This window comes from Antrihabitans spumae, assembly GCF_043944905.1.
In the GTDB taxonomy this organism is placed as follows: Bacteria; Actinomycetota; Actinomycetes; order Mycobacteriales; family Mycobacteriaceae; genus Antrihabitans; species Antrihabitans spumae.
In genome coordinates this window covers 1-23,856 of the sequence record NZ_JBIMSN010000120.1, presented here as the reverse complement: position 1 = coordinate 23,856, position 23,856 = coordinate 1, and the positions used below count along the sequence as shown (strand labels likewise).

At 62.9% G+C, this 23,856-nt stretch carries 20 protein-coding genes and 1 pseudogene; 12 read left to right on the top strand and 9 right to left on the bottom strand.

All coding sequences use genetic code 11. The features are described from left to right. Positions 1-84: 84 nt before the first annotated feature. Positions 85-1,374: an isocitrate lyase gene (gene aceA / locus ACHIRB_RS24535; RefSeq protein WP_395125292.1), complete on the bottom strand. Its 1,290-nt coding sequence runs from the start codon at positions 1,372-1,374 to the stop codon at positions 85-87. Between the two features lie 1,650 nt (positions 1,375-3,024). Next, on the bottom strand, positions 3,025-3,462 hold the full coding sequence (locus ACHIRB_RS24530) for a hypothetical protein (protein ID WP_395125293.1): 438 nt from the start codon (positions 3,460-3,462) through the stop codon (positions 3,025-3,027). Positions 3,463-3,484: 22 nt separating this feature from the next. Here ACHIRB_RS24530 and ACHIRB_RS24525 point away from each other — a divergent pair, with 22 nt between their 5' ends. Beyond that, a complete protein-coding gene (locus ACHIRB_RS24525) occupies positions 3,485-4,093 on the top strand; it encodes a GAF and ANTAR domain-containing protein (RefSeq protein ID WP_395125295.1) in 609 nt (202 codons plus the stop codon). A gap of 106 nt (positions 4,094-4,199) precedes the next feature. Next, positions 4,200-4,649, top strand: a complete 450-nt coding sequence (locus ACHIRB_RS24520; protein ID WP_395125296.1) for a PAS domain S-box protein — start codon at positions 4,200-4,202, stop codon at positions 4,647-4,649. Here the strand turns inward: ACHIRB_RS24520 and ACHIRB_RS24515 are convergent, their stop codons facing one another. Continuing rightward, on the bottom strand, positions 4,650-5,954 hold the full coding sequence (locus tag ACHIRB_RS24515) for a lipase family protein (protein ID WP_395118312.1): 1,305 nt from the start codon (positions 5,952-5,954) through the stop codon (positions 4,650-4,652). It abuts the gene before it with no gap. A gap of 124 nt (positions 5,955-6,078) precedes the next feature. Between ACHIRB_RS24515 and ramB the strand changes: the two genes are divergently transcribed. Further along, positions 6,079-7,503, top strand: coding sequence for an acetate metabolism transcriptional regulator RamB (ramB, locus tag ACHIRB_RS24510; RefSeq protein ID WP_395125297.1), 1,425 nt, complete (start codon positions 6,079-6,081; stop codon positions 7,501-7,503). A gap of 19 nt (positions 7,504-7,522) precedes the next feature. On the opposite strand, the gene ACHIRB_RS24505 is transcribed toward ramB, so the two are convergent. After that, complete coding sequence (locus ACHIRB_RS24505) at positions 7,523-9,349, bottom strand: acyl-CoA dehydrogenase (protein WP_395125298.1); 1,827 nt, start codon at positions 9,347-9,349, stop codon at positions 7,523-7,525. Positions 9,350-9,666: 317 nt separating this feature from the next. Between ACHIRB_RS24505 and urtA the strand changes: the two genes are divergently transcribed. The 7 genes from urtA to ACHIRB_RS24470 all read left to right on the top strand — a co-directional run bounded on the left by urtA (position 9,667) and on the right by ACHIRB_RS24470 (position 15,876). Then, complete coding sequence (gene urtA / locus ACHIRB_RS24500; protein ID WP_199704411.1) at positions 9,667-10,944, top strand: urea ABC transporter substrate-binding protein; 1,278 nt, start codon at positions 9,667-9,669, stop codon at positions 10,942-10,944. Between the two features lie 80 nt (positions 10,945-11,024). Continuing rightward, on the top strand, positions 11,025-11,909 hold the full coding sequence (urtB, locus tag ACHIRB_RS24495; protein WP_199704410.1) for an urea ABC transporter permease subunit UrtB: 885 nt from the start codon (positions 11,025-11,027) through the stop codon (positions 11,907-11,909). Beyond that, complete coding sequence (gene urtC, locus ACHIRB_RS24490; protein WP_395125299.1) at positions 11,906-13,048, top strand: urea ABC transporter permease subunit UrtC; 1,143 nt, start codon at positions 11,906-11,908, stop codon at positions 13,046-13,048. Before urtB ends, urtC begins: the two co-directional genes overlap by 4 nt. Next, a complete protein-coding gene (gene urtD / locus ACHIRB_RS24485) occupies positions 13,045-13,896 on the top strand; it encodes an urea ABC transporter ATP-binding protein UrtD (protein ID WP_395125300.1) in 852 nt (283 codons plus the stop codon). The genes urtC and urtD overlap by 4 nt, the downstream gene beginning before the upstream one ends. Further along, positions 13,889-14,581 carry an urea ABC transporter ATP-binding subunit UrtE gene (urtE, locus tag ACHIRB_RS24480; protein ID WP_395125301.1) on the top strand — a complete coding sequence of 231 codons (693 nt, stop codon included), beginning with the start codon at positions 13,889-13,891 and terminating at the stop codon, positions 14,579-14,581. Before urtD ends, urtE begins: the two co-directional genes overlap by 8 nt. 15 nt (positions 14,582-14,596) lie before the next feature. Continuing rightward, positions 14,597-15,301 carry a GntR family transcriptional regulator gene (locus ACHIRB_RS24475; protein WP_395125302.1) on the top strand — a complete coding sequence of 235 codons (705 nt, stop codon included), beginning with the start codon at positions 14,597-14,599 and terminating at the stop codon, positions 15,299-15,301. A 38-nt stretch (positions 15,302-15,339) separates the two neighbouring features. Beyond that, positions 15,340-15,876 (top strand): carboxymuconolactone decarboxylase family protein, encoded by a 537-nt coding sequence (locus ACHIRB_RS24470; RefSeq protein WP_395118329.1) that lies wholly within the window; start codon positions 15,340-15,342, stop codon positions 15,874-15,876. A gap of 70 nt (positions 15,877-15,946) precedes the next feature. On the opposite strand, the gene ACHIRB_RS24465 is transcribed toward ACHIRB_RS24470, so the two are convergent. Beyond that, positions 15,947-16,801, bottom strand: a complete 855-nt coding sequence (locus ACHIRB_RS24465; RefSeq protein WP_395125303.1) for an SDR family oxidoreductase — start codon at positions 16,799-16,801, stop codon at positions 15,947-15,949. A 109-nt stretch (positions 16,802-16,910) separates the two neighbouring features. Here ACHIRB_RS24465 and ACHIRB_RS24460 point away from each other — a divergent pair, with 109 nt between their 5' ends. Next, positions 16,911-17,318: a winged helix-turn-helix transcriptional regulator gene (locus tag ACHIRB_RS24460; protein WP_395118333.1), complete on the top strand. Its 408-nt coding sequence runs from the start codon at positions 16,911-16,913 to the stop codon at positions 17,316-17,318. A 61-nt stretch (positions 17,319-17,379) separates the two neighbouring features. Here the strand turns inward: ACHIRB_RS24460 and lpdA are convergent, their stop codons facing one another. The 3 genes and pseudogenes from lpdA to ACHIRB_RS24445 form a co-directional block, all read right to left on the bottom strand. Further along, on the bottom strand, positions 17,380-18,786 hold the full coding sequence (gene lpdA / locus ACHIRB_RS24455; RefSeq protein ID WP_395125304.1) for a dihydrolipoyl dehydrogenase: 1,407 nt from the start codon (positions 18,784-18,786) through the stop codon (positions 17,380-17,382). A 58-nt stretch (positions 18,787-18,844) separates the two neighbouring features. Next, entirely contained in the window at positions 18,845-19,801 is a 957-nt protein-coding gene (locus ACHIRB_RS24450; protein ID WP_395125307.1) for a dipeptidase, read from the bottom strand. Positions 19,802-20,560: 759 nt separating this feature from the next. Further along, positions 20,561-20,680: pseudogene (locus ACHIRB_RS24445) on the bottom strand (nucleotidyltransferase domain-containing protein); the annotation flags it as partial. 111 nt (positions 20,681-20,791) lie between these two features. Between ACHIRB_RS24445 and ACHIRB_RS24440 the strand changes: the two are divergent. Beyond that, positions 20,792-22,867 (top strand): prolyl oligopeptidase family serine peptidase, encoded by a 2,076-nt coding sequence (locus ACHIRB_RS24440; protein WP_395125305.1) that lies wholly within the window; start codon positions 20,792-20,794, stop codon positions 22,865-22,867. 10 nt (positions 22,868-22,877) lie between these two features. Here ACHIRB_RS24440 and ACHIRB_RS24435 read toward each other — a convergent pair whose 3' ends face one another. Continuing rightward, the gene (locus tag ACHIRB_RS24435; RefSeq protein WP_395118339.1) at positions 22,878-23,741 is read right to left on the bottom strand and encodes an alpha/beta hydrolase family protein; all 864 of its coding nucleotides are present in this window, start codon (positions 23,739-23,741) and stop codon (positions 22,878-22,880) included. Positions 23,742-23,856: the final 115 nt, after the last annotated feature.

Below are 23,856 nucleotides of genomic sequence, written 5' to 3'. Positions count from 1 at the left end.
GCTGAAACCCCGGAAACCGGCGGCCCGCAACGCGAGCCGCCGATCACCTGACTAGTGCGCCGAAGTCCCGGGGAGGCGGTCCAGCTAGTGGAACTGGCCCTCTTCGGTGCTGCCCTTGAGCGCTGCCGTGGAGGTGTTCGGGTCCACGGTGGTTGCGATCAGGTCGAAGTAGCCCGCGCCAACTTCACGCTGGTGCTTGATGGCGGTGAAGCCACGCTCTTCGGCTGCCTTGAATTCGCGTTCCTGCAGGTTGACGAACGACGTCATGCCTTCGCGGGCGTAACCGTAGGCAAGGTCGAACATGCCGTAGTTGAGCGAGTGGAAGCCTGCGAGGGTGATGAACTGGAACTTGAAGCCCATCGCGCCGAGCTCACGCTGGAACTTCGCGATGGTCGCGTCGTCCAGGTGCGCCTTCCAGTTGAACGAAGGCGAGCAGTTGTAGGCCAGCATCTGGTCCGGGAATTCGCTGCGGACGGACTCGGAGAAGCGCTTGGCAACTTCGAGGTCCGGCACGCCGGTTTCCATCCAGATGAGGTCGGCGTACGGGGCGTAGGCCTTTGCACGCGCGATGCACGGCTCGATGCCGTTCTTGACGCCGAAGAAGCCTTCTGCGGTACGGGTGCCGTCGAGGAATTCACGGTCGCGCTCGTCCACATCGGTGGTGAGCAGGGTCGCGGCCTCGGCGTCGGTGCGGGCGATGATGACCGACGGGACGTCGGCAACGTCGGACGCGAGACGCGCGGAGGTCAGGGTGCGGATGTGCTGCTGGGTCGGGATGAGCACCTTGCCACCGAGGTGGCCACACTTCTTCTCCGAGGCGAGCTGGTCTTCCCAGTGCACACCTGCGGCACCGGCGGCGATCATGGCCTTCTGCAGTTCGTAGGCATTCAGTGCGCCACCGAAGCCTGCTTCGGCGTCGGCAACGATCGGGGCAAGCCAGTTGCTGACCGAGGTGTCACCTTCGACGTTGGCGATCTCGTCGGCGCGAAGCAGCGCGTTGTTGATGCGACGCACGACGGAGGGAACCGAGTTGGCCGGGTAGAGGCTCTGGTCCGGGTAGGTGTGGCCGGACAGGTTCGCGTCACCGGCGACCTGCCAACCCGAGAGGTAGATGGCCTTGAGGCCGGCGCGGACCTGCTGCACGGCCTGGTTGCCGGTGAGGGCGCCGAGCGAGTTGATGTAGTCCTCGTTGTTGACGAGATCCCAGAGGATCTCCGAGCCACGGCGGGCGAGGGTGGCTTCTTCTACGACGGTGCCCTGCAGCTTTGCGACCTGCTCGGCCGTGTAGTTGCGAGTCAGACCCTTCCAGCGCGGGTTGGTATCCCAATCCTGCTGAATTTCAGCGGCGGTCTTCGGGGTGCCGGTGCGTGACATTCCTGCTCCACATCTCTTTGATTCTTCGATCACCGCGGATCGGCGATCATTCGCAGCCTTGCGAGGCATAACGTGCGTACTGTTTAAATATGGCACAGCGAAAAAGTGCCGTCCACCTGTTGCTAATGCCAATCTTCGCTAGCTTTTCAATGCGGTTTGCTAAGTTTGCAAATCGCGCCTAGCGAATCTCCGCCGATCAGATACCGACGGGTAACGCAAAAAAGCCGGTTACCCACGGCATTCGCACCGCGTTAACCGGACGGACGTACTGGATGCGGGAGGGTCCGCCGCAGCTGGATCAGCGCTGCCGCAGGTGCCGACTGTGGCGACAGTCACAGTGCAGGCAGCGTCCCTTCGACGGGCAGCGGGTCAGCGTGCATGAGTTCGGGTCGGTGTGCAGCCTGCTCGGCGCACACCGACCCGAATAGAAGCGTCCTGGTCCCCGAACAGACTCGAGCCGCTACCGGATCACTGCTCCTGCGGCACAACTCGGGCACCGGATCTGCTCGCCGACGACCCAACCCTCCACTCTCGCGGAATAGAGGACTGTCGACGCCATGCCTGCAGCGCTGTACACCCACCGTTCGCAGCTGTCGCAATGCAGCGCCCAGGCGCGACAGCCGTCGGCCCCCTGTGTCGCTTCGAGCATGGTCGATCCACCCCTGTCTTCAGTGCTTTCCGATACTACGTAGAGAGCCCATACGTGCCGCCGTCGACAACACGTCCGCGGCGATGTTGCACCGAGCGGAACGGTGCCTGAAATCCGATCTCACAAACTTCCGAGCGCCGAGTCGAAGCCCTGCGTTCAGCCAAACTGCATTCGCGCTATCGATCGACGAGCGCACAGATTTGGACTACGGATGCGATGCAGATCGTGTGAGAACGAAGCAGGCATAGCCCAAACTTTCTGTGCAGACGGGACCGACTCGGTAATCGCCAGGGTCCGGAGCAACACGGATCACGATACTCGTACCTAGTGGTCGGTGCCACGAAAACTGTTCGGCTGCGCATGCTTTCGCCCGAGCCGAACAGCTGGACGCGTCAACTTTCCCGCGGGGCACTTCGCGCTCGTGAGTCTTTCCGGTGCGCCTGCCCTCCGAAAAGACGCACGAGGCCGAAGGCCACGTGCGGCCAAATGCCCCTGTGACCAGAGCAGACTTCGCCGCCCGCTCGAGTCGCCCAACTATTGCGCGCCAACGAGGTTGTGGTGGCGTTGGGTCACAGTGACGCGGATCTGGTCGTCGTGGATTCGATGTTCACGTTGCAGCGGGTGATGCGTCGCGGTTCCTGGCTGCCGTGATCCTGGGGGCGGGGACGGCTCGTGACCGGCCCCCAACTCGATTTGTGCGACCTCCGCCACATTGACTACTTTGTGGAGCAGGACGCTCCCAAGACCCCGGTGCTCCGCCCGCGCCATCACTCTCAGTGGTGGCCGAAGTGCGCACATCTGTCGACATCGACAACGGGGGAAGAGCGCGAGTCCTGTTACCGAAACCAGCGACAACCGCATTTCCGGCCGGTTCGGCTGGCTACGCACTGCATCTGCGCCCGTGCTGCGTTTCAACTTCGAGACGGCTGCCCGTGCGTTGCGGCTGCTGGACGAAGCCGCAGTCCGCCACCTCGAGCCGGGAACCTCGTTTCGGTTGACCTTCAACGACGTAAGCATCCGTCTCGACGAACTCGCCGCCGACCGTGCTCGATGACGGCGACGCCCGCAGCCGTGCCGACGAACTGCGCAGACGTAACGCAGCAATACGGGTCGAATTCGAGCGAGAACGCGCACACCTCGCAGAGCGCCGCGCGGCCGAGGCCCGTGCGCGCATGCGGCAATACCACCGATACCAGGCGAGCCGTCGGGTCGCCTTCCGAAACCAGTTGTCTACGAACCCTTTCGAGAGCCGCGAAATATGACGCGCACCGAGCAGCGGGTGTTGGCTGACCGCGAACGTCCGACGAACGAAACTTGTCGAAGAAGAGGTAACGATGGTGGATCGTGAAGGGCCGCTGGTGCGAGCCTTTGTCGACTTGGCGGACACGCTCGTCGCAGATTACGACGTGATCGAGCTTGCGCAGCGCCTGGTCGACCACTGCGTCCACCTCCTGGCAGTCGATGCCGCCGGCATCATGCTCGGCGACCCAGGCGGTCGTCTCCAATGTACTCGCGTCGACCAGCGAACAGACACGTCTCCTCGAACTGTTTCAGGTCGAAGTAGACGGCGGCCCCTGCCTGCAGGCGTACCGCACCGGCAGAGAGGCTCTCGTCGACGACCTGCAACTGGACTCCGCTCAGTGGCAAGCCTTTGCCGACCGTGCCGTACGTGAGGGCTACCTCGCCGTTTTCGCGCTGCCGATGCGGCTCCGCGGCGAGCGAATCGGCGCCATCAATCTGTTCCGGACCGCGACGGGGCCCCTGTCGAATGCCGATCTGGCGGTCGCTCGTGCGTTGGCCGACATCGCTACGATCGGCATCCTGCAGGAGCGGGTACTCTCGCGCAACGAGACGGTCACCCATCAATTGCAGGGAGCGCTGGATACTCGGGTGATTATCGAACAGGCGAAAGGCGTACTCGCCGAACGGAATGGCCTCGACATGGACCAAGCCTTTGGCTTGCTTCGAAAAGCCGCCCGTGACAACAACACTCGGCTCACCGACCTAGCCCGCTCGGTCGTCGACGGTTCGGCCGACTCGGCCGATCTGTTCGGACGTAGAGCGACGTGACGCCGCCCTGCCGCTCGCTGTTAGGATTTTCCTCGGTTGTCCTGTTGTGGTATCAGCTAACCCCGCTAGCCGCCAATTCGGCTACTCCCGAAGGGAATCGATACGCATGGTTGTCGAGCGACGACGTCCAGCACCGGACACGGCGTTGGGCTACCTGTGGCAGCTTCCGGCGATGATCCTGCTCGATCGGCTGCCGTCCCCCATGGTTGCCGTCCACGTCGACGGCACTCTCGTGTATGCCAATCCAGCGTTCGAGCAACTCGTCGGTTGGGACCGCAGCGAACTCGATCCGGAAACCTTCGAAAAGTTGCCTGCCCTTGCGACCACCGAAAGTGCCGATCGCAGCCCGCTTTACACCGCACTTCGCGAATCCGCCGGCCATCTTGTCGACCTCGTCCACAGCGACGGATCGCTCGTCCGAACGATCGTCAGTACGTCGGTGCTGCTGCGCCAGGACGATCCACTTGCCCTTGTGACGTTCTACGACCTGACCGACCAGTTGTGGGCGAACGGTCCCGACGCCGCTATTCCGCCGGCGTTCCTCGAACCGAAGTAGTCAGCGGCCGAAGGCACTACATCCCTCGGCCATCGGCTTGCCCGTCAATCGGTCGTCTATCCAACTGTTAGCCGCGGGAATACCCGACAGCGCGACAACGAGGTGTTCTCCGACGAATTCGTCGATCCGCACTCGCGCGCCCTTGGCGCACCATTCGTCGTAGAGACGTTCGGCGCCTTCCCGCGGGATCCAGATTTCTTGCTGACCCTGGTAGATGTAGACCGGCGCTGTCGGCGCCTGCGCACCAAGCCGGGTCGCGTCGAGTACACGTTGCGCAATGGGTGTGGCTACGACGTTGGGCACGTCCGACAATGCTTCGACGGGGATCGGAGCGACGACGCCGACCGGCGCAAGCGCGGCAAGGCACCAGTCTCTTGCGATCATTCCCAGGCGCCAGCCGTTTGTGTTCATCAATTCGAACAGTTCCGGATATTCGCGTGCGACGCCCATCGTCGCTGCTAAAAAGACCGACGATGCGAGGTTTCTACCGTTCATCGAGCCGAGCAGGAGTCGGTAGTCGACCGGTGCGCCACCGATCGCGACGCCGACGATGCGGAGTTCGGGTGCATAGGTCGGCGCGAGTTCCGCAGTCCAACCCGACGCGATCGCTCCTCCCGAGTAGCCGCTGACGGCGATCGGAGAATCAGGCGACAGCCCGAGCCACGGTGTGTTGACCGTCGCGCGTAGCGAGTCGAGCACGGCGTGACCCGATATCCGGCCTGCGGCATAGGCCTGCCGCGGGCCTTGGTGGTCGGTGACGATCACCGCGTAGTTCTTGGCCAAGAGCAGCTGGATTGCGGCGAGTTCGATCTCACTGCCGCGCGGCAACGTCCACGACGGCACACAGGTCAGCCCGAGCGAATCGATCGCGGTGTTGTACGCAACGAGCGGTCTCGCGCCCGGCCCCGTCCACGGCGCCTGCGGCACGATCACCGTCGTCACCACGGGTATCGGCCGATCCTTCGAGTCGGTGGATCGCACAAGTAGTTGTGTCGCAAACACCGGGGTCAGAAGCGGGCCGACCGTCGTGGGACGCGTATGCAGAACCGTGCCCGGCGCGGTGTTCTCGAATCCTGGCGGCGGAACGAACCAGGCATCGGGCAGGGGTGTGGGGTACAGCAGCGCCGGATCTCGGGTCGGTTCGATGATTTCCTGCACCGGATCCGACGTCGCGACGCTCGGCACAGCAAGGCTCACCGAGACCGCCGCAGCCAATGCGATCAGCAATATCCGTCCACTCAACATCTGTCCAAGCAACGCCCGCATGCCGACCAACTCTCTCCCGACCGACGTCGAGATCAGCATAGGTTCAGCCGGACGCCGCGGCGGCCCGAATCGGCGGAGATCGGCCGCGATAGCCAATGCCGCACCCCGCTAAATTTGCGAACGCCACATTTGCAAGCCGGCATTACGTCCGTACGCTGGGATGATGTCCAAGACGTACGTCGGTACGCGGCTACGCCAGCTACGTACCGAACGCGGCATGAGTCAGGTCGCGCTGGCACAGACACTGGAGATTTCGGCAAGTTATCTGAATCAGATCGAGCACGACGTACGGCCACTCACCGTCGCCGTGCTGCTGCGCATCAGCGAAGTGTTCGGCGTCGACACAACGTTCTTCTCCTCGCAGGACGACACCCGACTGATCGCCGAACTGCGCGAAGTGGCACTCGATCAGGAGATGGGGATCAGCGCGGACTCGCAGGAGATCGCGGACATGGTCTCCTCGCATCCGAGCATGGCGCGCGCGATGGTCAACATGCATCGGCGATACCGAAACACCTCGGCCCAGCTCGCAGCCGCGACCGAGGAACGGTTCGCCGACGGCAGCGGTAGTGGTTCGATCAGCAAGCCCCACGAGGAAGTTCGCGACTACTTCTATCAGCGACAGAATTACCTGCACGAATTGGATACGGCCGCAGAAGATCTCACCGCGCGGATGCGTTTCCACCGCGGCGATGTCGCAGGCGAGATCGGTCGGCGACTCACGCGGCTGCACGACGTGCAAATCGTGGAACGCATCGACCTCGGGGAGAACGTGCTGCACCGCTTCGATCCCGACAACCGCGTACTCGAAATCTCGCCGCACCTATCGGGCGGCCAGAAGATCTTCAAATTCGCAGCCGAGATGGCCTACCTCGAATGCGGTACCTTGCTCGACCGGTTCGTCGAAGAAGGCAACTTCTCGTCCGAGTCGTCGCGCAAACTGGCTCTCCTCGGGTTCGCGAACTACTTCGCCGCGGCGACAGTCCTCCCCTACGGCCAATTCCACGAAGCGGCAGAGGATTTCAGATACGACGTCGAGCGGCTGTCTGCCTTCTTCTCGCAGAGCTACGAGACGATCAGTCATCGCCTATCGACGCTGCAACGCCCGAAACAACGCGGCGTGCCGTGGTCGTTCGTGCGCGTCGACCGCGCCGGGAACATGTCGAAACGGCAGTCCGCCACAGGTTTTCACTTCTCGTCCAGCGGCGGAACCTGCCCGCTGTGGAACGTCTACGAGACGTTCGCCTATCCAGGCAAGATCATGACTCAGATCGCGCAGATGCCCGACGGACGCAAGTATCTGTGGATCGCCCGCACTGTCGAGCGCCGTGCGGCACGATACGGCCAGCCAGGCAAGACATTTGCCATCGGGCTCGGTTGCGAACTACGCCACGCGGGTCGGGTCGTCTACGCCGACGGACTCGACCTCGACGACGCCAAGGCGACACCGATCGGTGCGGGGTGTCGTGTGTGCGAGCGCTCGGACTGTCCGCAGCGCGCGTTCCCGCCGCTCGGCAAGGTACTCGATATCAGCGAGCACCAGAGTTCGGTGTCGCCGTATGTCCTCGGGCCGGAGCCGGGGATCTAGAACAGCCCTGAACGCAGCCCTAAAATGCAGCTTCGTCGAGATCCATGATGTCGTTGTCGATGGCTTCGATGACCGCCTTGGTCGCGGACAACAGCGGAAGGATGTTCTTGGCGAAGAACGAAGCGACGGCGACCTTACCCTGATAGAAGGCAACGTCTTTCGCCTTCGGCGACCCTTCGAGGGCGGCGAGTGCGACATCGGCTTGCACGAGCAGGCGCCAGCCGATCAACAGGTCGCCGACCGCGTACAGGTAACGCACGGACCCGAGTCCGATCTTGTAGATCTCGGTCGGCGACTGCTGCGCTGCCATCAGATATCCGGTGAGCGTAGCGGTCATGGCTTGCACGTCGTCGAAAGCCGTTGCAAGCAAGGCACGTTCGTCCGTCAACCGTTCGCCGTTGTCGACGAACTCCTTGATTCGCGCGCCGACATGGCTGAACGCGACACCACGATCACGGGCGATCTTGCGAAAGAAGAAGTCCTGCGCCTGAATTGCCGTCGTACCTTCGTAGAGCGTGTCGATTTTCGCGTCGCGGATGTACTGCTCGATCGGATAGTCCTGGAGATAGCCGGAGCCGCCGAATGTCTGCAGCGATTCGGTGAGCAGTTCGTACGCCTTCTCCGAACCGACTCCCTTGACGACGGGAAGAAGAAAGTCGTCGACCCGTAGTGCCGTGTCCTCGTCAGCTCCTGAAACAAGCTGCGCGACATCGGCATTCTGGTGCGCGGCGGTGTAGAGGTAGACCGCGCGCAAACCTTCCGCATACGCCTTCTGCATGATGAGACTGCGACGGACATCGGGATGGTGAGTGATCGTGACGCGGGGTGCGGCCTTGTCCGTCATCTGGGTCAGGTCCGCACCCTGTACTCGCTGCTTCGCGTAATCCAGCGCGTTGAGATAGCCGGTGGACAGAGTGCCACTCGACTTCACGCCGACCGTCATCCGCGCGTTCTCGATGACGTGGAACATCTGCGCAATGCCGTTGTGCACGTCGCCGACGAGCCAACCGACTGCAGGAACATCGGTGGCACCGAAGGTCAACTCGCAGGTCGGCGACGACTTGAGGCCCATCTTGTGCTCGACGTTGGTCACGTACACACCGTTGCGGGCGCCGAGTTCCAATGTCTCCGAGTCGAAAAGGAAATTGGGGACGTAGAACAGACTCAGCCCCTTCGTGCCTGGACCGGCACCTTCCGGACGGGCCAGCACGAGATGGAAGACATTCTCCGCCGTATCGCTGACGTCACCGCCCGAGATGAACCGCTTCACACCTTCGATGTGCCAGGTGCCGTCGTCCTGCTGAATCGCTTTCGACCGGCCCGCACCGACGTCGGACCCCGCGTCGGGCTCGGTGAGCACCATCGTTGCGGCCCAACCGCGTTCGTAGCCGGCCTTCGCCCAGTGCTTCTGCTCCTCGGTTCCGATTCCGTAGAGGACGCTGCCCATCAGCGGACCCATGTTGAAGAAGAGTGCTGCCGGGTTCGCACAGATCATCATTTCGTTCACCGCCCACACGAGGACCGACGGTGCGGGGACTCCACCCATCCCCTCCGGTAGGCCGATCCGCGCCCAATCTGCTTCGCGCACTGCGGTTACCGTCTTGCGAAGGAGATCCGAGATCGTCACCGCGTGGGTATCGGGGTCGAAGACTGGCGGGTTGCGATCACCGTCGGCGAACGAATCGGCAACAGGGCCCTCGGCCAGCCGGGCTACCTCGGACAAGATGTTTCGCACGGTGTCGGTGTCGAGATCGCCGTAGTTTCCCGCGTCCAGCAACGTGCCGATACCGAACACCTCGAACAGGTTGAACTCGAGGTCTCGAACGTTGCTTTTGTAGTGACCCACTTGTGTGTCCTCCAGAGGTGCGGCTTGGGCGACGATCGCACTCAACCCTAGATTCCGCGCCGGGATCGCGAGCGGAAACTTCCGGACCGCTCACAGCGGGAAATGGGGTTCGACGAGGGATCGTTCACGCCACGGTAATGCGGGACACAAACATGTCATCGAGAGTCATTCCAACGCAATACTTTCCCTTTACTGTCTGCCTTCACGAATACGACCGCTGTATACGCACGCCGGATACAGCGGTCGTAGTCGGGTGCGGCACGTGCAGCGTTGTGCGGGCCGCGACTCCATCCCCCGAAGATCGAAAGGCCCGCCTCATGCCAGATTCTTGTGGTTCTCATCGCCAACGATCGAAGCGTTACCTCCGGATCATGGCCGCACCGACCGCACTCGCCGTCGCAGGCCTCGTCCTCACAGGCTGCGGTTCGAAGGCCGGCGACGACACCTCGGTCGCTTCCTGCGTCGATACGTCCAAGGACACGATCAAGGTTGGAATGCTGAACTCGCTGTCGGGCACGATGGCGATCTCCGAGGTCACGGTTCGTGACTCGATCCAGCTCGCGATCGACCAGATCAACGCATCCGGCGGTGTCCTCGGCAAGCAGATCGAGCCCGTGAAGGAAGACGGCGCGTCCGAGCCGAAGATCTTCGCGGAGAAAGCCGACAAGCTGATCAGCAGCGATTGCGTCGCAGCCGTCTTCGGTGGCTGGACCTCATCGAGCCGCAAGGCGATGAAGCCTGTCTTCGAAGGCAAGAACTCCCTGCTCTACTACCCCGTCCAGTACGAGGGCCTCGAAGATTCCAAGAACATCTTCTACACAGGTGCCACCACCAACCAGCAGATCATCCCCGCACTCGACTACCTGAAGGAGAAGGGCGTCAAGTCCCTCTACCTGGTCGGTAGCGACTACGTCTTCCCGCAGACCGCGAACGACGAAATCAAGGCGTACGCGAGCGCGAACGGTATCGAGATCAAGGGCGAGGATTACGCTCCGCTCGGCTCGACGGACTTCTCCACCATCGTCAACAAGGTTCGGACGTCGGGTGCCGGTGCGGTGTTCAACACCCTGAACGGTGACTCGAACGTCGCGTTCTTCAACGAATACAACAACGCGGGCCTCAAGGCTGCAGAGATGCCCGTCGTCTCCGTGTCGATCGCCGAAGAAGAGGTCAAGGCCATCGGTGCGAACGTGATCGCGGGCCAGCTCACGGCATGGAACTACTACCAGACCGTCGATTCGCCCGAGAACAAGGCGTTCGTCGACGCGTACAAGGCCAAGTTCGGCGCCGACAAGCCGACGTCGGACCCGATGGAAGCGGCCTACGTTTCGGTGTACCTGTGGAAGAACACGGTTGAAAAGGCGAAGTCGTTCGCCGTCAAGGACATTCAGGACAACGCCGACGGCGTCACCTTCGCCGCACCCGAGGGTCTCGTCACCATCGACGGCAGCAACCACCACATCACCAAGACAGCCCTGATCGGCGAGATCAAGCCCGACGGCCTGATCTACACCGTGTGGCAGTCGCCTTCGCCGATCAAGCCCGACCCCTACCTCACGTCCTACGAATGGGCGAAGGGACTTGGCGGCAAGTAGTCCCGCCGGGATGAACGACAGCCGGCACGCAGGCAACTGACGCCGACGAACACGCGAGCAACGAGAGGCGAACAAATCCTATGGATGTCGTTGTAGGACAGTTATTCACAGGACTCAGCCTTGGGTCGATCCTGCTACTGGCAGCACTCGGCCTGTCACTGACCTTCGGTCAGATGGGCGTGATCAACATGGCCCACGGCGAGTTCATCATGGCGGGGTGCTACACGGCTTATGTCGTGCAGCAGGTCATCACCAGCGCCGGTGTCTCCCTTTTCGTCTCGCTGTTCGTCGGCTTCCTGGTCGGCGGCCTGATGGGCGTGCTGCTGGAGGTGACGCTCATTCGCCGCATGTACCACCGACCGCTCGACACGTTGTTGGTGACGTTCGGCGTCGGGCTGGTCCTGCAGCAGGTCGCCCGCGACATCTTCGGCGCACCTGCCGTGAATGTCGTCAGCCCCGAATGGCTTCGCGGCGGCGTCGAGATCCTCGGCGCCGTCGTACCGAAGGCCCGCATCTTCATCATGGTGCTGGCGATCGTGTGCGTGGCAGTACTTGCGCTCGTCCTCAAGATGTCCCCGCTCGGCCGTCGAATCCGCGCGGTCGTACAGAACAGGGACCTTGCCGAGACGAGCGGAATCTCTAGTCGGACAACCGACATCAGCACGTTCTTCATCGGTTCCGGCCTCGCCGGTGTCGCAGGTGTTGCGTTGACCTTGATCGGAGCCACCAGCTCGACCACCGGCCAGGCCTACCTCATCGATGCCTTCCTGGTAGTCGTCATCGGCGGTCTCGGCCAGATCAAGGGAGCCGTACTCGCGGCCTTCTCGCTCGGCATTCTCAACTCCTACATCGAATACTCGACCACCGCATCCATCGCGAAGGTCATCGTGTTCGTCGTCATCGTGTTCTTCCTTCAGGTGCGACCGCAGGGTCTGTTCACCGTCAAGACAAGGAGTTTGGCATGACCGGCCTGAGTTCCATCCTCCGCGGCGGACGAGGCGCGGCGATCGGATTCGCACTCGGTGCGGTCCTGCTGTTCGGTATCGCACCGGCCGTCCTCAGCGACTTCCGACTCAACCTGCTCGCCAAACTGCTGTGCTTCGCCATCGTCGCGGTCGGCATCGGATTGGCATGGGGCCGTGGCGGAATGCTCACGCTCGGCCAGGGCGTCTTCTTCGGCATCGGCGCCTACGTCATGGCGATGCACATGAAGATCGCCGATGCCGAGTTCGTGGACGCCGATGTCCCCGACTTCATGCAGACTGCGGGGATTAGCGAATTACCCTCGTACTGGCAACCTTTCGCATCACCGTTCGTCGCCATCGTTGCCATCGCCGTGCTGCCCGCGCTCACGGCGCTGCTACTCGGGTACGGCGTGTTCAAACGTCGTGTCAAAGGCGCGTACTTCGCCATCCTCAGCCAGGCCTTGGCTGCTGCGCTCGCGATCCTCCTCGTCGGCCAGCGCAGCATCGGTGGGTCCAACGGACTCAACGGTTTCCAGACGTTCTTCGGCCTCAACCTCTACGACCCCGTCAACAAGAAGATGCTCTTCTTCGTCGCCGCAGCGACCCTGCTCGTCGTCCTCGCCGTCACTCGGCAGGTCATGCACAGCCGTTACGGCGAACTGCTCGTCGCTGTCCGTGATCAGGAAGAACGCGTTCGGTTCCTCGGCTACGACCCCGCCAACATCAAGATCGTCGCGTATACGATCGCCGCATTCTTCGCAGGTATCGCCGGTGCCCTCGTCGTGCCCATCGTCGGCTTCATCACTCCCGCCGATATCGGTATCGCACCGTCCATCGCGTTCCTCATCGGTGTTGCCATCGGCGGCCGGACGACACTGCTCGGTCCGGTGCTCGGAGCGATCGGTGTCGGCTGGGCGCAGAGCGCACTGTCGGAAGAATTTCCGTCCGGTTGGACCTATATCCAGGGCGGCCTGTTCATCGTCGTCGTCGGGTTCTTCCCGGCAGGCATCGCAGGCCTCGCCGCAATCCGATTGCGACGCAAGCGAAAACTCGACTCGGACGATCCCCCTCCGGTCGCGGCGTCCGTTGCCGATCCCGACGTCGAACCGCTCGATCTCGTGAAGGAGCCCGTGCGATGACAAGCACAGAGACCACGCACGAACCCGCTTTCGGCGGCAACGCGGGCATGTCGAGCGACTATCTCGAAATCCGCAACCTCACAGTCAGTTTCGACGGCTTCAAGGCCAATACCGACGTGAACATGACCTTGCTGCAAGGCGATCTTCGGTTTCTCATCGGCCCGAACGGCGCCGGTAAGACGACGCTCATCGACGCCATCACCGGACTCGTCCCCGCAACCGGCTCCGTCACCAAGTCCGGTGTCGAACTGCTCGGCAAGAAGGTGCACCAGATCGCTCGGCTCGGTGTCGGGCGTACCTTCCAGACCGCAAGCGTCTTCGAGCAGTTGACCGTATTGCAGAACCTCGACATCGCTGCGGGGGCTGGTCGTTCGGCATTGACTTTGTTGCGACGCCGAAAAGCGGTCTTGCCCAAGATCCAGGAGGCACTGGAGATCACCGGTCTCGGCGACCTGACCGACAAGCCGGCCGGAGTGCTCGCACACGGACAGAAGCAGTGGCTCGAGATCGGCATGCTGCTCGTGCAGGACGCTTCGGTCCTCCTGCTCGACGAACCGGTCGCAGGCATGAGCTCCGACGAACGTGAAGAGACGGGAAACCTGTTGCGCCGCATCGGTGGCGAACGAACCGTCGTAGTCGTCGAGCACGACATGGACTTCATGCGAGCCTTCGCGACCTCGGTGACCGTCCTCGCAGGCGGGAAAGTGCTCAGCGAGGGCACCGTCGAAGAGGTCCAGGCCGACCCGAAGGTGCAGGAGGTCTACCTCGGCACAGCCGCGGGCGGCGAAGAGTTGGCAGCGGTTGCCGCGTCTACAGCGCACACAACGGAGGAGAACTCGCATGCTTGAACTCGTCGACGTCCGTTGCGGTTACGATCGGGCCGAAGTGATACACGGTGTGTCCGTTACGGTTCCGACGGACGGTGTGGCCGCCGTGATGGGCCACAACGGTGCAGGTAAGACGACACTGCTGCGAGCTGCGGTCGGGCTGTTGCCCGTGAAGTCGGGCAAGGTCCTGCTCGACGGCGAGGACATCGGCAAGATGCGGCCCAGTGCCCGCGTCAAACGTGGTCTCGCCTACGTGCCGCAGGGTCAGCAGTCGTTCGGTCAGCTGACGACGGCCGAGAATCTGCAGGTCGTCGCGGACGGACGTAAGCGCGGCAAGGCATTGATCGACGAGTCGCTCGACCTCTTCCCCGCGCTGCGCGGGCTGCTGACCCGGCGGGCGGGCTTGCTGTCCGGTGGCCAGCGTCAGCAGTTGGCGATCGCTCGTGCACTGATCACCGAGCCGCGCTTGATGATCCTCGACGAGCCGACCGAAGGTATCCAGCCGTCCGTCGTCGCAGAGATCGAACGCACCATCGTCGATCTGACCGCACGCGGCGGGCTGAGTGTCCTGCTCGTCGAGCAGCACATCGGGTTCGCGTTGCAGGCAGCGCAGCGGTACTACGTGCTGGAATCCGGTCGCGTCACGTCGGAAGGCGACGGTGGTGCCGGTTCGGAATCGACCGTACGTGCAGCGATGGCAATCTGAGATGGCCGTCTGACCATGGCTCGTCGGGGGAGCTTGCGTCCGAGCTCGCTACGCGAACAGGTTTACGAATCACTGCGTGGGGACCTGACATCCGGATCGATCGCGCCGAACGAACGCCTCGGTGAGGAGCGGCTCGCCGAGTTGTACGGCGTCTCGCGGACACCTGTCCGTGAAGCGCTTGCCCGGTTGCTTGCCGACGGATTGATCGAGCGTGACGAACACGGCCTCTACCCGTACCGACCGCGGCTCGACGACCTCGACGGGTTGTACGAACTGCGCTCGACCTTGGAGGCACGTGGAATTCGGCGGGTCCTCGACGATCCTTCACTGACACACGACCGTGCCGCCGTCGTCGGTGAACTCGAGGTGTGGCAACGCTTTCGGGACTCACCACCCGATCCAGGACCCGAATTGGTCGGGGCGGACGAACATTTCCACACCACACTGCTTGCGGCGTCTGGAAATCCAGCTCTGGCAGAGGCTTTGGCAGGGGTGAACTCACGAATGCGGCCCGTCAGGGCATTGGACGCACTCACGGAGGATCGCGTGGCAACGATGGTCGTCGAGCATATTCGGATCGCGGAGTCCGTCCTGGCCGGACGGCTCGAAGACGCGTTCCGACAGTTGCTCGACCACATCGAGAGTTCGCAGTCGGTTGTGCTCGAACGTGCCGAACGCGCGTTGTCGATGGCGAAGCTCGGCCTTGCCGTTCGCGGCTGACCGCTCCCCCCTCCGGCAGCGAAGGTAGCGTGTCGATCATGTCGTCGCCGCGGATACAGCCAGGCCGGTTCAAAGAACTCGGTCCGATCAACTGGGTGCTGTGGCGGGTGATCTCCAAGGGCGCGGGCGCGACCGACGCCCACCTGTTCAGCACACTCGGCCGGACCGGCGGACTGTTCCGAGGCTGGCTGCACTACAGCGGCAAACTGATGCCGGGTGGCAAGCTGACTCGCTTCGAGAGCGAACTGGTGATCATCCGCATCGCGCACCTGCGGGAGTGCGGCTACGAGATGGATCACCATGTCCGCCTCGGGCGCCGAGCCGGTGTGACCGCCGAAATCCTCGAGCAAGTGCTGGAAGGCCCGACGGCCGAAGGCTTGGCGGCGAAGGATCGTGCCCTGCTGAGCGCGGTCGATTCGCTGGTCCAGACGAAGGCGCTCGACGATGCGACGTGGTCGGAGTTGTCGAAGTATTTCGACGATCGCCGACTGATCGAAATCTGCCTGCTGGTCACCCAGTACGACGGTCTTGCGACAACCATCGGGGTCCTGCAAATCGACCGCGACTTTCAGTAGGCGGCTTCGCCGCTCGTGCGTCTTTTCGGTGGTTCGGCCCTCCGAAAAGACGCACGACCCGCATCAAGCCCTAGCGTGCAGCTGCGAGCACTTCTGCTACCGGCGTCGATGACCGACCGATGAGTTTCTGCAGGTCACCGCTGTCGGTATCGAGGCCGCCCTTGCCCGCTCCTACGTCGGAGTCGGCCAGGACCTTCGCGAAGCCCTCCGGCAGCCCGACCTCGACAAGCGCTGCGACGAAGTCCGCTTCCGACAGATTCCGATAGACGACGGGCTTTCCTCCGACTGCCGAGATTGCTTCGGCGAGCTGCGCTTTCGTCAGCCGTTCGTCGCCGCCCAGCTCGTAGGTCCGGCCTTCGTGACCCTCGGTCGAGGCGACTACGGCCGCTGCCTCCGCGAAATCGACACGCGCGGCCGCGGCGATCCTGCCGTCGTTCGACGCACCGATGAGGACACCGTGCTCGATCGTCTGCTCGAGATCGGACGTGTAGTTCTCCCAGTACCAACCGTTGCGCAGCAGGGTGAACGGGATACCCGACTCGATCAGCACCGATTCGGTGGCCTTGTGCTCAGCCGCGAGGGCGAGCGGGCTGTCCTGGGCATCGAGAATGCTCGTGTAAGCGATGTAGCCGACGCCAGCCTGCTTTGCAGCCTCGATCACGTTGGTGTGCTGGGCAAGTCGCTGCCCGACCGTACTGCTCGAGACAAGGACGAGACGGTCGACGCCGGCGAGAGCGTCCACGTAGGACTGCTTGTCGTCGTAGTCGGCGGCTCGTACCTGCACGCCACGCTCCGCCAGGTCGGCGGCCTTGGCGGGAGTGCGGACCAGCGCGACGATATCGGACGGCGCAACTCCTCGTTCCAGTAGCGCGTCGACGGTGAGTCGTCCGAGATTTCCTGTTGCTCCGGTAACTGCGATTGTCATTGCTGCCCCTCAAAGTGTGGTCGAGTAGCTTCCTCTTCGACATACACTAACTATTCGTAAGCACTTCTGCAAACGCATGCGCACTATTGAGAGGTAGTACACTTTCGCTATGGCAAAACCGGCGGCAGACAACCCGAACACCGACTCGTTCGAGGTCGACGTCTTCGCCCGGGCATGTCCGTCCCGCGGTGCGCTCCACGACATCACCGGCCGATGGGGCGCGCTCTCGCTGGTCGCTTTGGGCGACGGACCCTACCGATTCAACGCGCTGCGGCGTCGCGTCGACGGCGTGAGCGAACGGATGCTGGCACAGACTCTGCAGACCCTCGAACGCGACGGGTTGGTGAATCGCGAAGTGTTGGAATCGATTCCACCGAAAGTGGAATACAGCCTCACCGACCTGGGCGCCGCAGTGGCCACGCAGCTGTCGGGACTGATCGAGATGGTCGAATCGCGGATGCCGGAAGTCCTCACGGCCCGCGCGAAATACGACTCGATAGGCGCTTCACGCTCGTGAGTCCTTTCGGAGGGCAGAACCACCAAAAGGACTCACGAGCGGCCGACAGCCCAAGCCGCCTCTAGAAGTTGATCATGTGCCCGGCGAGGCCGTGCAGCGCTTCCTGCAGAGCTTCACTGAGCGTCGGGTGGGTGTGCACATTGCGGGTGAGCTCGTTCACGGTCAGGTCCCACTTCTGCGCGAGGGTCAACTCGGGCAGCAGTTCGGACACATCGGGACCGATCAGGTGGCCACCGAGAAGCTCGCCGTACTTCGTGTCCGAGATCAGCTTCACGAAGCCGGTCGGATCACCGAGTCCGTGCGCCTTGCCGTTGGCCGTGAACGGGAACGACGCGACCTTGATGTCGTGGCCTTCGTCGCGCGCCTGCTGTTCGGTCAGACCGAAACTCGCGACCTGCGGCTGGCAGAACGTCGCACGAGGCATCATCCGATAGTCGTCGATCGGCAACGTCTCCGCGCCTGCAATGGTTTCGGCCGCGACGACGCCTTGTGCCTCGGCCACGTGCGCCAACTGCAACTTCGCGGTCACGTCGCCGATTGCGTAGATGTGGTCGACGTTGGTGCGCATGACGTTGTCGATCGCGATCGCCTTCGGCCGATCCGACAATTCGACGCCAGTGTTCTCGAGGCCGTAGCCCTCCAGCCGGGGAGCGAAGCCGACCGCCTGCATCACCTTGTCGACGGTGACCGTCTCGATCTCGCCGCTTTTGTTGTCCTTGATCGCAACGGTGACCTTCGAGCCGTCGTCGGCGATCGACTGCACTGCCGCGCCGGTGGAGATCTTCACACCGAGCTTCTTGTACGCCTTGGCGATCTCCTTGGAGATGTCGGCGTCTTCGTTCGGTAGCGCACGATCGAGGAACTCCACGATGCGGACGTCGACGCCATAGTTCGCAAGCACATACGCGAACTCCATACCGATCGCACCTGCGCCGACGATCAAGATCGAGCCGGGCAGTTCCTTCGTGAGAATCTGCTCTTCGTAGGTGACGACGTTTTTACTCAGCTCCGTGCCCGGGAGGAGTTTCGTCACCGTTCCGGTCGCGATGATCGCGTTGTCGAAGGTGATGGTCTCGGTGCCACCCTTCGACAGCTCGACCGAGATCGTATTCGGATCCGTGAACGAACCGTGGCCGTCGTACTCGGCGATCTTGTTCTTCTTCATCAGGAAGTGAACGCCCTTGACGCGGCCGTCGGCGACCTTGCGGCTTCGATCGAAGGCGGAGCCGAAATCGAACTTGGCCTCGCCCGAGATGCCGAAAGTCTTGGCTTCCTTGGTGAAAATGTGCGCTAGCTCGGCGTTTCGCAGCAGCGCCTTCGACGGGATGCAGCCGACATTGAGGCAGACACCGCCCCAGTACTGCTTCTCGATTATGGCGGTGCTCAGGCCCAGCTGAGCCGCGCGAATCGCAGCCACATATCCGCCGGGACCGGCACCGAGTACAACGACGTCATAGTGTGTGGTCACGGTCCCCAAGCCTAGTCCGATGCAATCTCGCTGTCCTCGGTCCGGTCAACTACGGCCGCTAGCTCCACACCTCGGCGGCAACGCGAGCGAAGTTTCCTCCGAAGATCGCCGCGATCGAGGCATCGTCGAAACCTCTACGTCGCAACTCGGCGGGCACCGTCAGCAAGTCTTCCGGCGGTACCCACTGCAGCGGTCCCCAGGCGGTATAGGCCTCGGAGAACGCCTGCGGATTGGTCGCGAGTTCCAGGTTGAAATCTGCGCTGTCGAACGAGTAGTCACTGCCGACCCCGATGTGTGCGACGCCGACGAGATCGACGCCGTAAGCGATGTGATCAGCGATCGCCAGTACCCGTTCGCGATGCTGCTCGGGTCCGTTGACGCCGAGAAAAATTCCGACGCCGTTGATCCCGATCACGCCACCGGTCGCGGCGCAGGCCCTGGCCTGGTCGTCGGTGATGTTGCGGGGATGACTCCACAGCGACGCAAAGTTGGAGTGGCTGTAGATCATCGGACGCTCCGACGCCTCCGCGAGCTCGAGTCCGGTTCGGATCGAACAATGCGAACCGTCGACAGTCATTCCGACAGCGTTCATTTCACGAACCAGGTCGCGGCCGTACGCCGAAAGACCGGTGTCCTCCGAATCGAGACAGCCACACCCCGCGGCATTCGCATAGTTGTAGGTAGGCAGCATGGTGCGGACCCCGAGATCGTAGAAGTGCCTGACATTGTCGACCTCACCTTCGAGCGGACCCGAATCTTCGAGATCGAAGGCCAACGCGATCATGCCGTCCTCGGCAGCCGCGGTGAGATCGTCGAGAACCTGGACCGGACGAAAGCGACCGTCCCACAGTGCATTTCTGCGAAACGCATGGCCGAGTGCGCTCGCTTGGGCCTTGGACTGCGGCGAGTAGCCGATATTGACCGAAAGGAACGAACCCGCGGGATATCGCGCCAGTTCGGTGACATCGGCATTCTCCTGCAGCGGAAGGCAGCAATGCTGTTCCCACAGAACCATTTTGGGCGCCGCAGGAGTCGTCCTCGACGCCGCCTCCGGCTCGGGACCTGCCGGAGCGGGCTCCGTGACCACCACCGCCGACGGACGGATGTCGCACGCCAGCACCGTGTCGCGAACCAATTCGTCGGCAGCATCGAGTGCACGGACCAACTCGGCAGGTGTCGTCCCCAGTGTTCCGATGATGGATTGCGCACGATAGGTGAAGTTTTCGGGGGCAATCGACAATCGCCCGGCAGCGGCGACCGCACCTTTCTCGTTGATGAGCCACCTACCCGCCCGCGCGTGCAGTGCGTGCGCGCAGACCTCGATCGCCCGAAACAGACAGCCTGCAACGAACGTCGCATCGCCGCGCCCGACCGCTTTTCGGGCGATGTAGACGTCGAACGAACTCTCCCACAATCGGCGAACGAGGTTCTCGCTCAATGCAGTCGGGTACTCTTGCGCCGCCGCGCGCAGCGCAGTGAGCTCACCCGTGGGGTCGTCCAGAACGATCGACAACGCAAGTTCGCCGACATACGCGAAGTCGGCGAAACCGAACGGATGACCCACTTGAGCGGGGAACCCGTAGGCACCCTCCTGCACGCCGGTCCAAATTCGCTGCACACGGTCGAGGTCGCGATAGAGCCAATCGACCGCGTTGTCGGCGATGGTGAGCCATGCTCCGCCGTCGACCCACGGACCCCACACCCCGATGTCGGTGACATCAGCGCGGGGGCCTGCAAGAGTGCGCGCCACGTCGCCGAGCGCCGAGATATCCAGTGGCCGTCGGTAATAGATCCCGATGTCGTAGTCGGATTCGGGAGTGTGGACACCCCGCGCCCTGCTGCCGCCAAGTACGACACCGACGACGCCCGAGACCTCGCACAACTGTCGCGCCATGTCCTGGAGGAACCCGTCAGCGAGAGCCATCACCGCATGCTACCGGCCTCCCCGAGCCCGGAATCGAGATTGGACCAGCGGAGTCGACACCTCGTCGGACAGAATGGTGCGGTGACCGGTGAAGTGGACAGCAGCGTGAACGATCCTGCGGGCAGCGGCCCTATCGACGACCCCTACCTCTGGCTAGAGGGAGTACTCGACGAGCAAGCCTTGGATTGGGTGCGGGAGCGCAATGCGCGCACCAAGGAGGAGTTCGCGACACCTGAACGCTTCCAGGTACTCCAGTCCAGTTTGCGGGCAATGCTGGACACCGACGACCGCATTCCTGCCCCCGGCCGACGTGGACAGTATCTGTACAACTTCTGGCGCGACGCCGAGCATGTTCGGGGTATCTGGCGGCGGACCTCGATGGCCGAATACCGCAAGAGCGACCCGAATTGGGACGTAATCATCGACGTCGACGCACTTGCAGAAGCAGAGGGCGAAAACTGGGTGTGGGGCGGTGCGACCGTCTTTCGACCAAGCCAGCAGCGCGCCCTGGTCAGCCTGTCTCGCGGTGGCGCCGATGCGAGCGTCGTGCGTGAATTCGATATGGAGGCAAGAACATTCCTTGCCCCCGACGCACCGGACCATGGCTTCTACCTCCCGGAGGCCAAGTCGAGCATCGGCTGGATCGATATCGACACCGTCTACGTCGGAACAGATTTCGGCCCGGGCTCGCTGACCGAATCAGGCTATCCGCGGATTGCGAAGCGTTGGCGACGCGGCACCGCGCTCGACGCAGCGGAAACGGTCTTCGAAGGCGAACCTGCCGACATCTCGGTCGGCGCAGGATACGACAGGACACCGGGTTACGAGAGGCACTACGTATCCCGGTCGACCGACTTCTTCAATCACGAAAGCGCACTCCTGCACCCCGACGGCCACCTGCAACCCATCGAAACGCCGTCGGACGCATCCGAATCTTGGTACAAGAACTGGCTGCTCGTTCGCACCAAATCCTCGTGGCAGGTAGGCGACAACACCTATCCGTCCGGCACTCTGCTGGCGACGAACTTCGACGATTTCCTTTCTGGCGAAAGACGTTTCGATGTGCTGTTCGAACCGGATGCCCACACCTCGCTGTACCAGTACGGCTGGACCGAGCATCATCTGATCCTCGTCACACTCTCCGACGTGCAGACCAAGTTGGCCGTACTGACACCGGGACCCGACGGCTGGGCGCGTTCCGAACTCAGCGAAGCACCACCGATGGCAACGACAACGGTCGCAAATCTCGATCCGCTGGAGAGCGGCGACGACTACATGATGACGACGAGCGGATTCACTTTTCCGACAACGCTTCTCGCCGGAACCCTTGGCGCCGAGCTGGAGCTGCTGAAGCAGGAACCGAGCCACTTCGATGCCGACGGTCTGATCGTCGAGCAGTTCTTCGCCACGTCGCTCGACGGAACGCAGGTGCCGTATTTCGTCGTCAGGAAGCCTGGCGCATCCGGCCCGACCCTCCTCGGCGGCTACGGCGGGTTCGAGGTATCGAGAACACCGGGATACAACGCGGGCAACGGAATCGGCTGGCTGTCGAGCGGCGGCATCTCGGTGACGGCCAACATCCGGGGCGGCGGCGAATACGGTCCGCAGTGGCATACCCAGGCCCAGAAAGCCGGGCGACACAAGGTCGGCGAGGACTTCGCCGCCGTCGCCAAGGATCTCGTCGCCCGCGGCATTACGACACCCGCACAACTCGGCGCCGTCGGCGGCAGCAACGGTGGCCTGCTGATGGGGATCATGCTCACCAAGTACCCGGAGTTGTTCGGCGCCTTGGTCTGCCAGGTGCCGCTCTTGGACATGTCGCGCTATCACAAACTGCTGGCAGGAGCATCGTGGGTAGCCGAGTACGGCGACCCCGACAACCCGGACGAATGGGCGTTCATCAAGGAGTACTCGCCGTACCAGAATGTGTCGAAATCGGTGTCCTACCCACCGATTCTGCTCACCACGTCGACGCGTGACGACCGTGTTCATCCCGGACATGCCCGAAAGATGGCCGCTCGCTTGGAGGAATACGGTCACAACGTCTGGTACTACGAGAACATCGAAGGCGGTCACGGCGGAGCTTCCGACAACGCGCAGGCGGCGTTCCAGGGAGCTCTCATCTACGAGTTCCTCTGGACACAACTCGACCGATAAAGCCTGCGGCTCACGCTCTGTCGTGCAGCCAGGTCTCGATTCGGTCGACGGTCGTGGTCGGGTTGCGGATCCAACCGTTGTGCCCCAACGGTTCCGATTGGTGCCACGCCGTCACGTCGGCGCCGGGAAGCTTTCCGTACAGGTGCTGGGCCGAGGATGCCGGCGCGACGTCGTCGTCCTCGATGGAGATCGACAGCACCGGTAATTTCAGGCGGGAGATCCGTTCCTCGTAGTCGATGTCGGCATCGGCCGGTAGAAACTTGCCGGTGCGCGCGAGGCGCGACCAGTCCGAGATCAGTACTTTCGATTGCCGACCGAAGCCTCCGAAGCCGAGCCGATCTCCCGGCCAGAAGCCGGCGAGGTTGGCGGTCAACGACATTGCCGACGAGCCGAGCAGCACTCCCGGCGACATCGTGCCTCGGAAGGACCGGTAGTAGGGCGTCCCCGATGCCACCAGGATCAGTCCGCCGAGCCGTCCCCGTATACGTGCCGCGTACAGCACGCCGAGTTGGCCACCGAAGCTGTGCCCCAACAGGTACGGCGTGCTGTCCGGGAATCGGTCACGAACGACTTCGAACATCGCCGGGAAGTCGACCGACACAAGTTCGTGGTAGCCGTAGCGACTTGCGCCGCTCGGCTTCGGCCGACTGTCACCTTGCCCCCGTAGCTCTCCGACCGCGGCATCGAAACCACGGGCAGCCAACTCCTTGGCGAATACGTCGTAGTACCCACCGGGAATGCCGAGTCCGGGAATCAGCACGACGACCGGTCGCGGCGAATCCGGCGACGGCCGACGGCTACGACTCTCGTCCGCGGGAAACAACCACACCGGCGATGTGCTGCCGTCGGGCATCTGGATCGGAACGGTCTCCACGTCGGCAAGCCTAGGGCGCTGCGCGCCTCGTGAGTCTTTCCGGAGGGCCCGACCGCCGAAAAGACTGGCTCGAAAATGGGTAGGTGAGTGGGCAGGCGACAGCACCCGGCGCAGC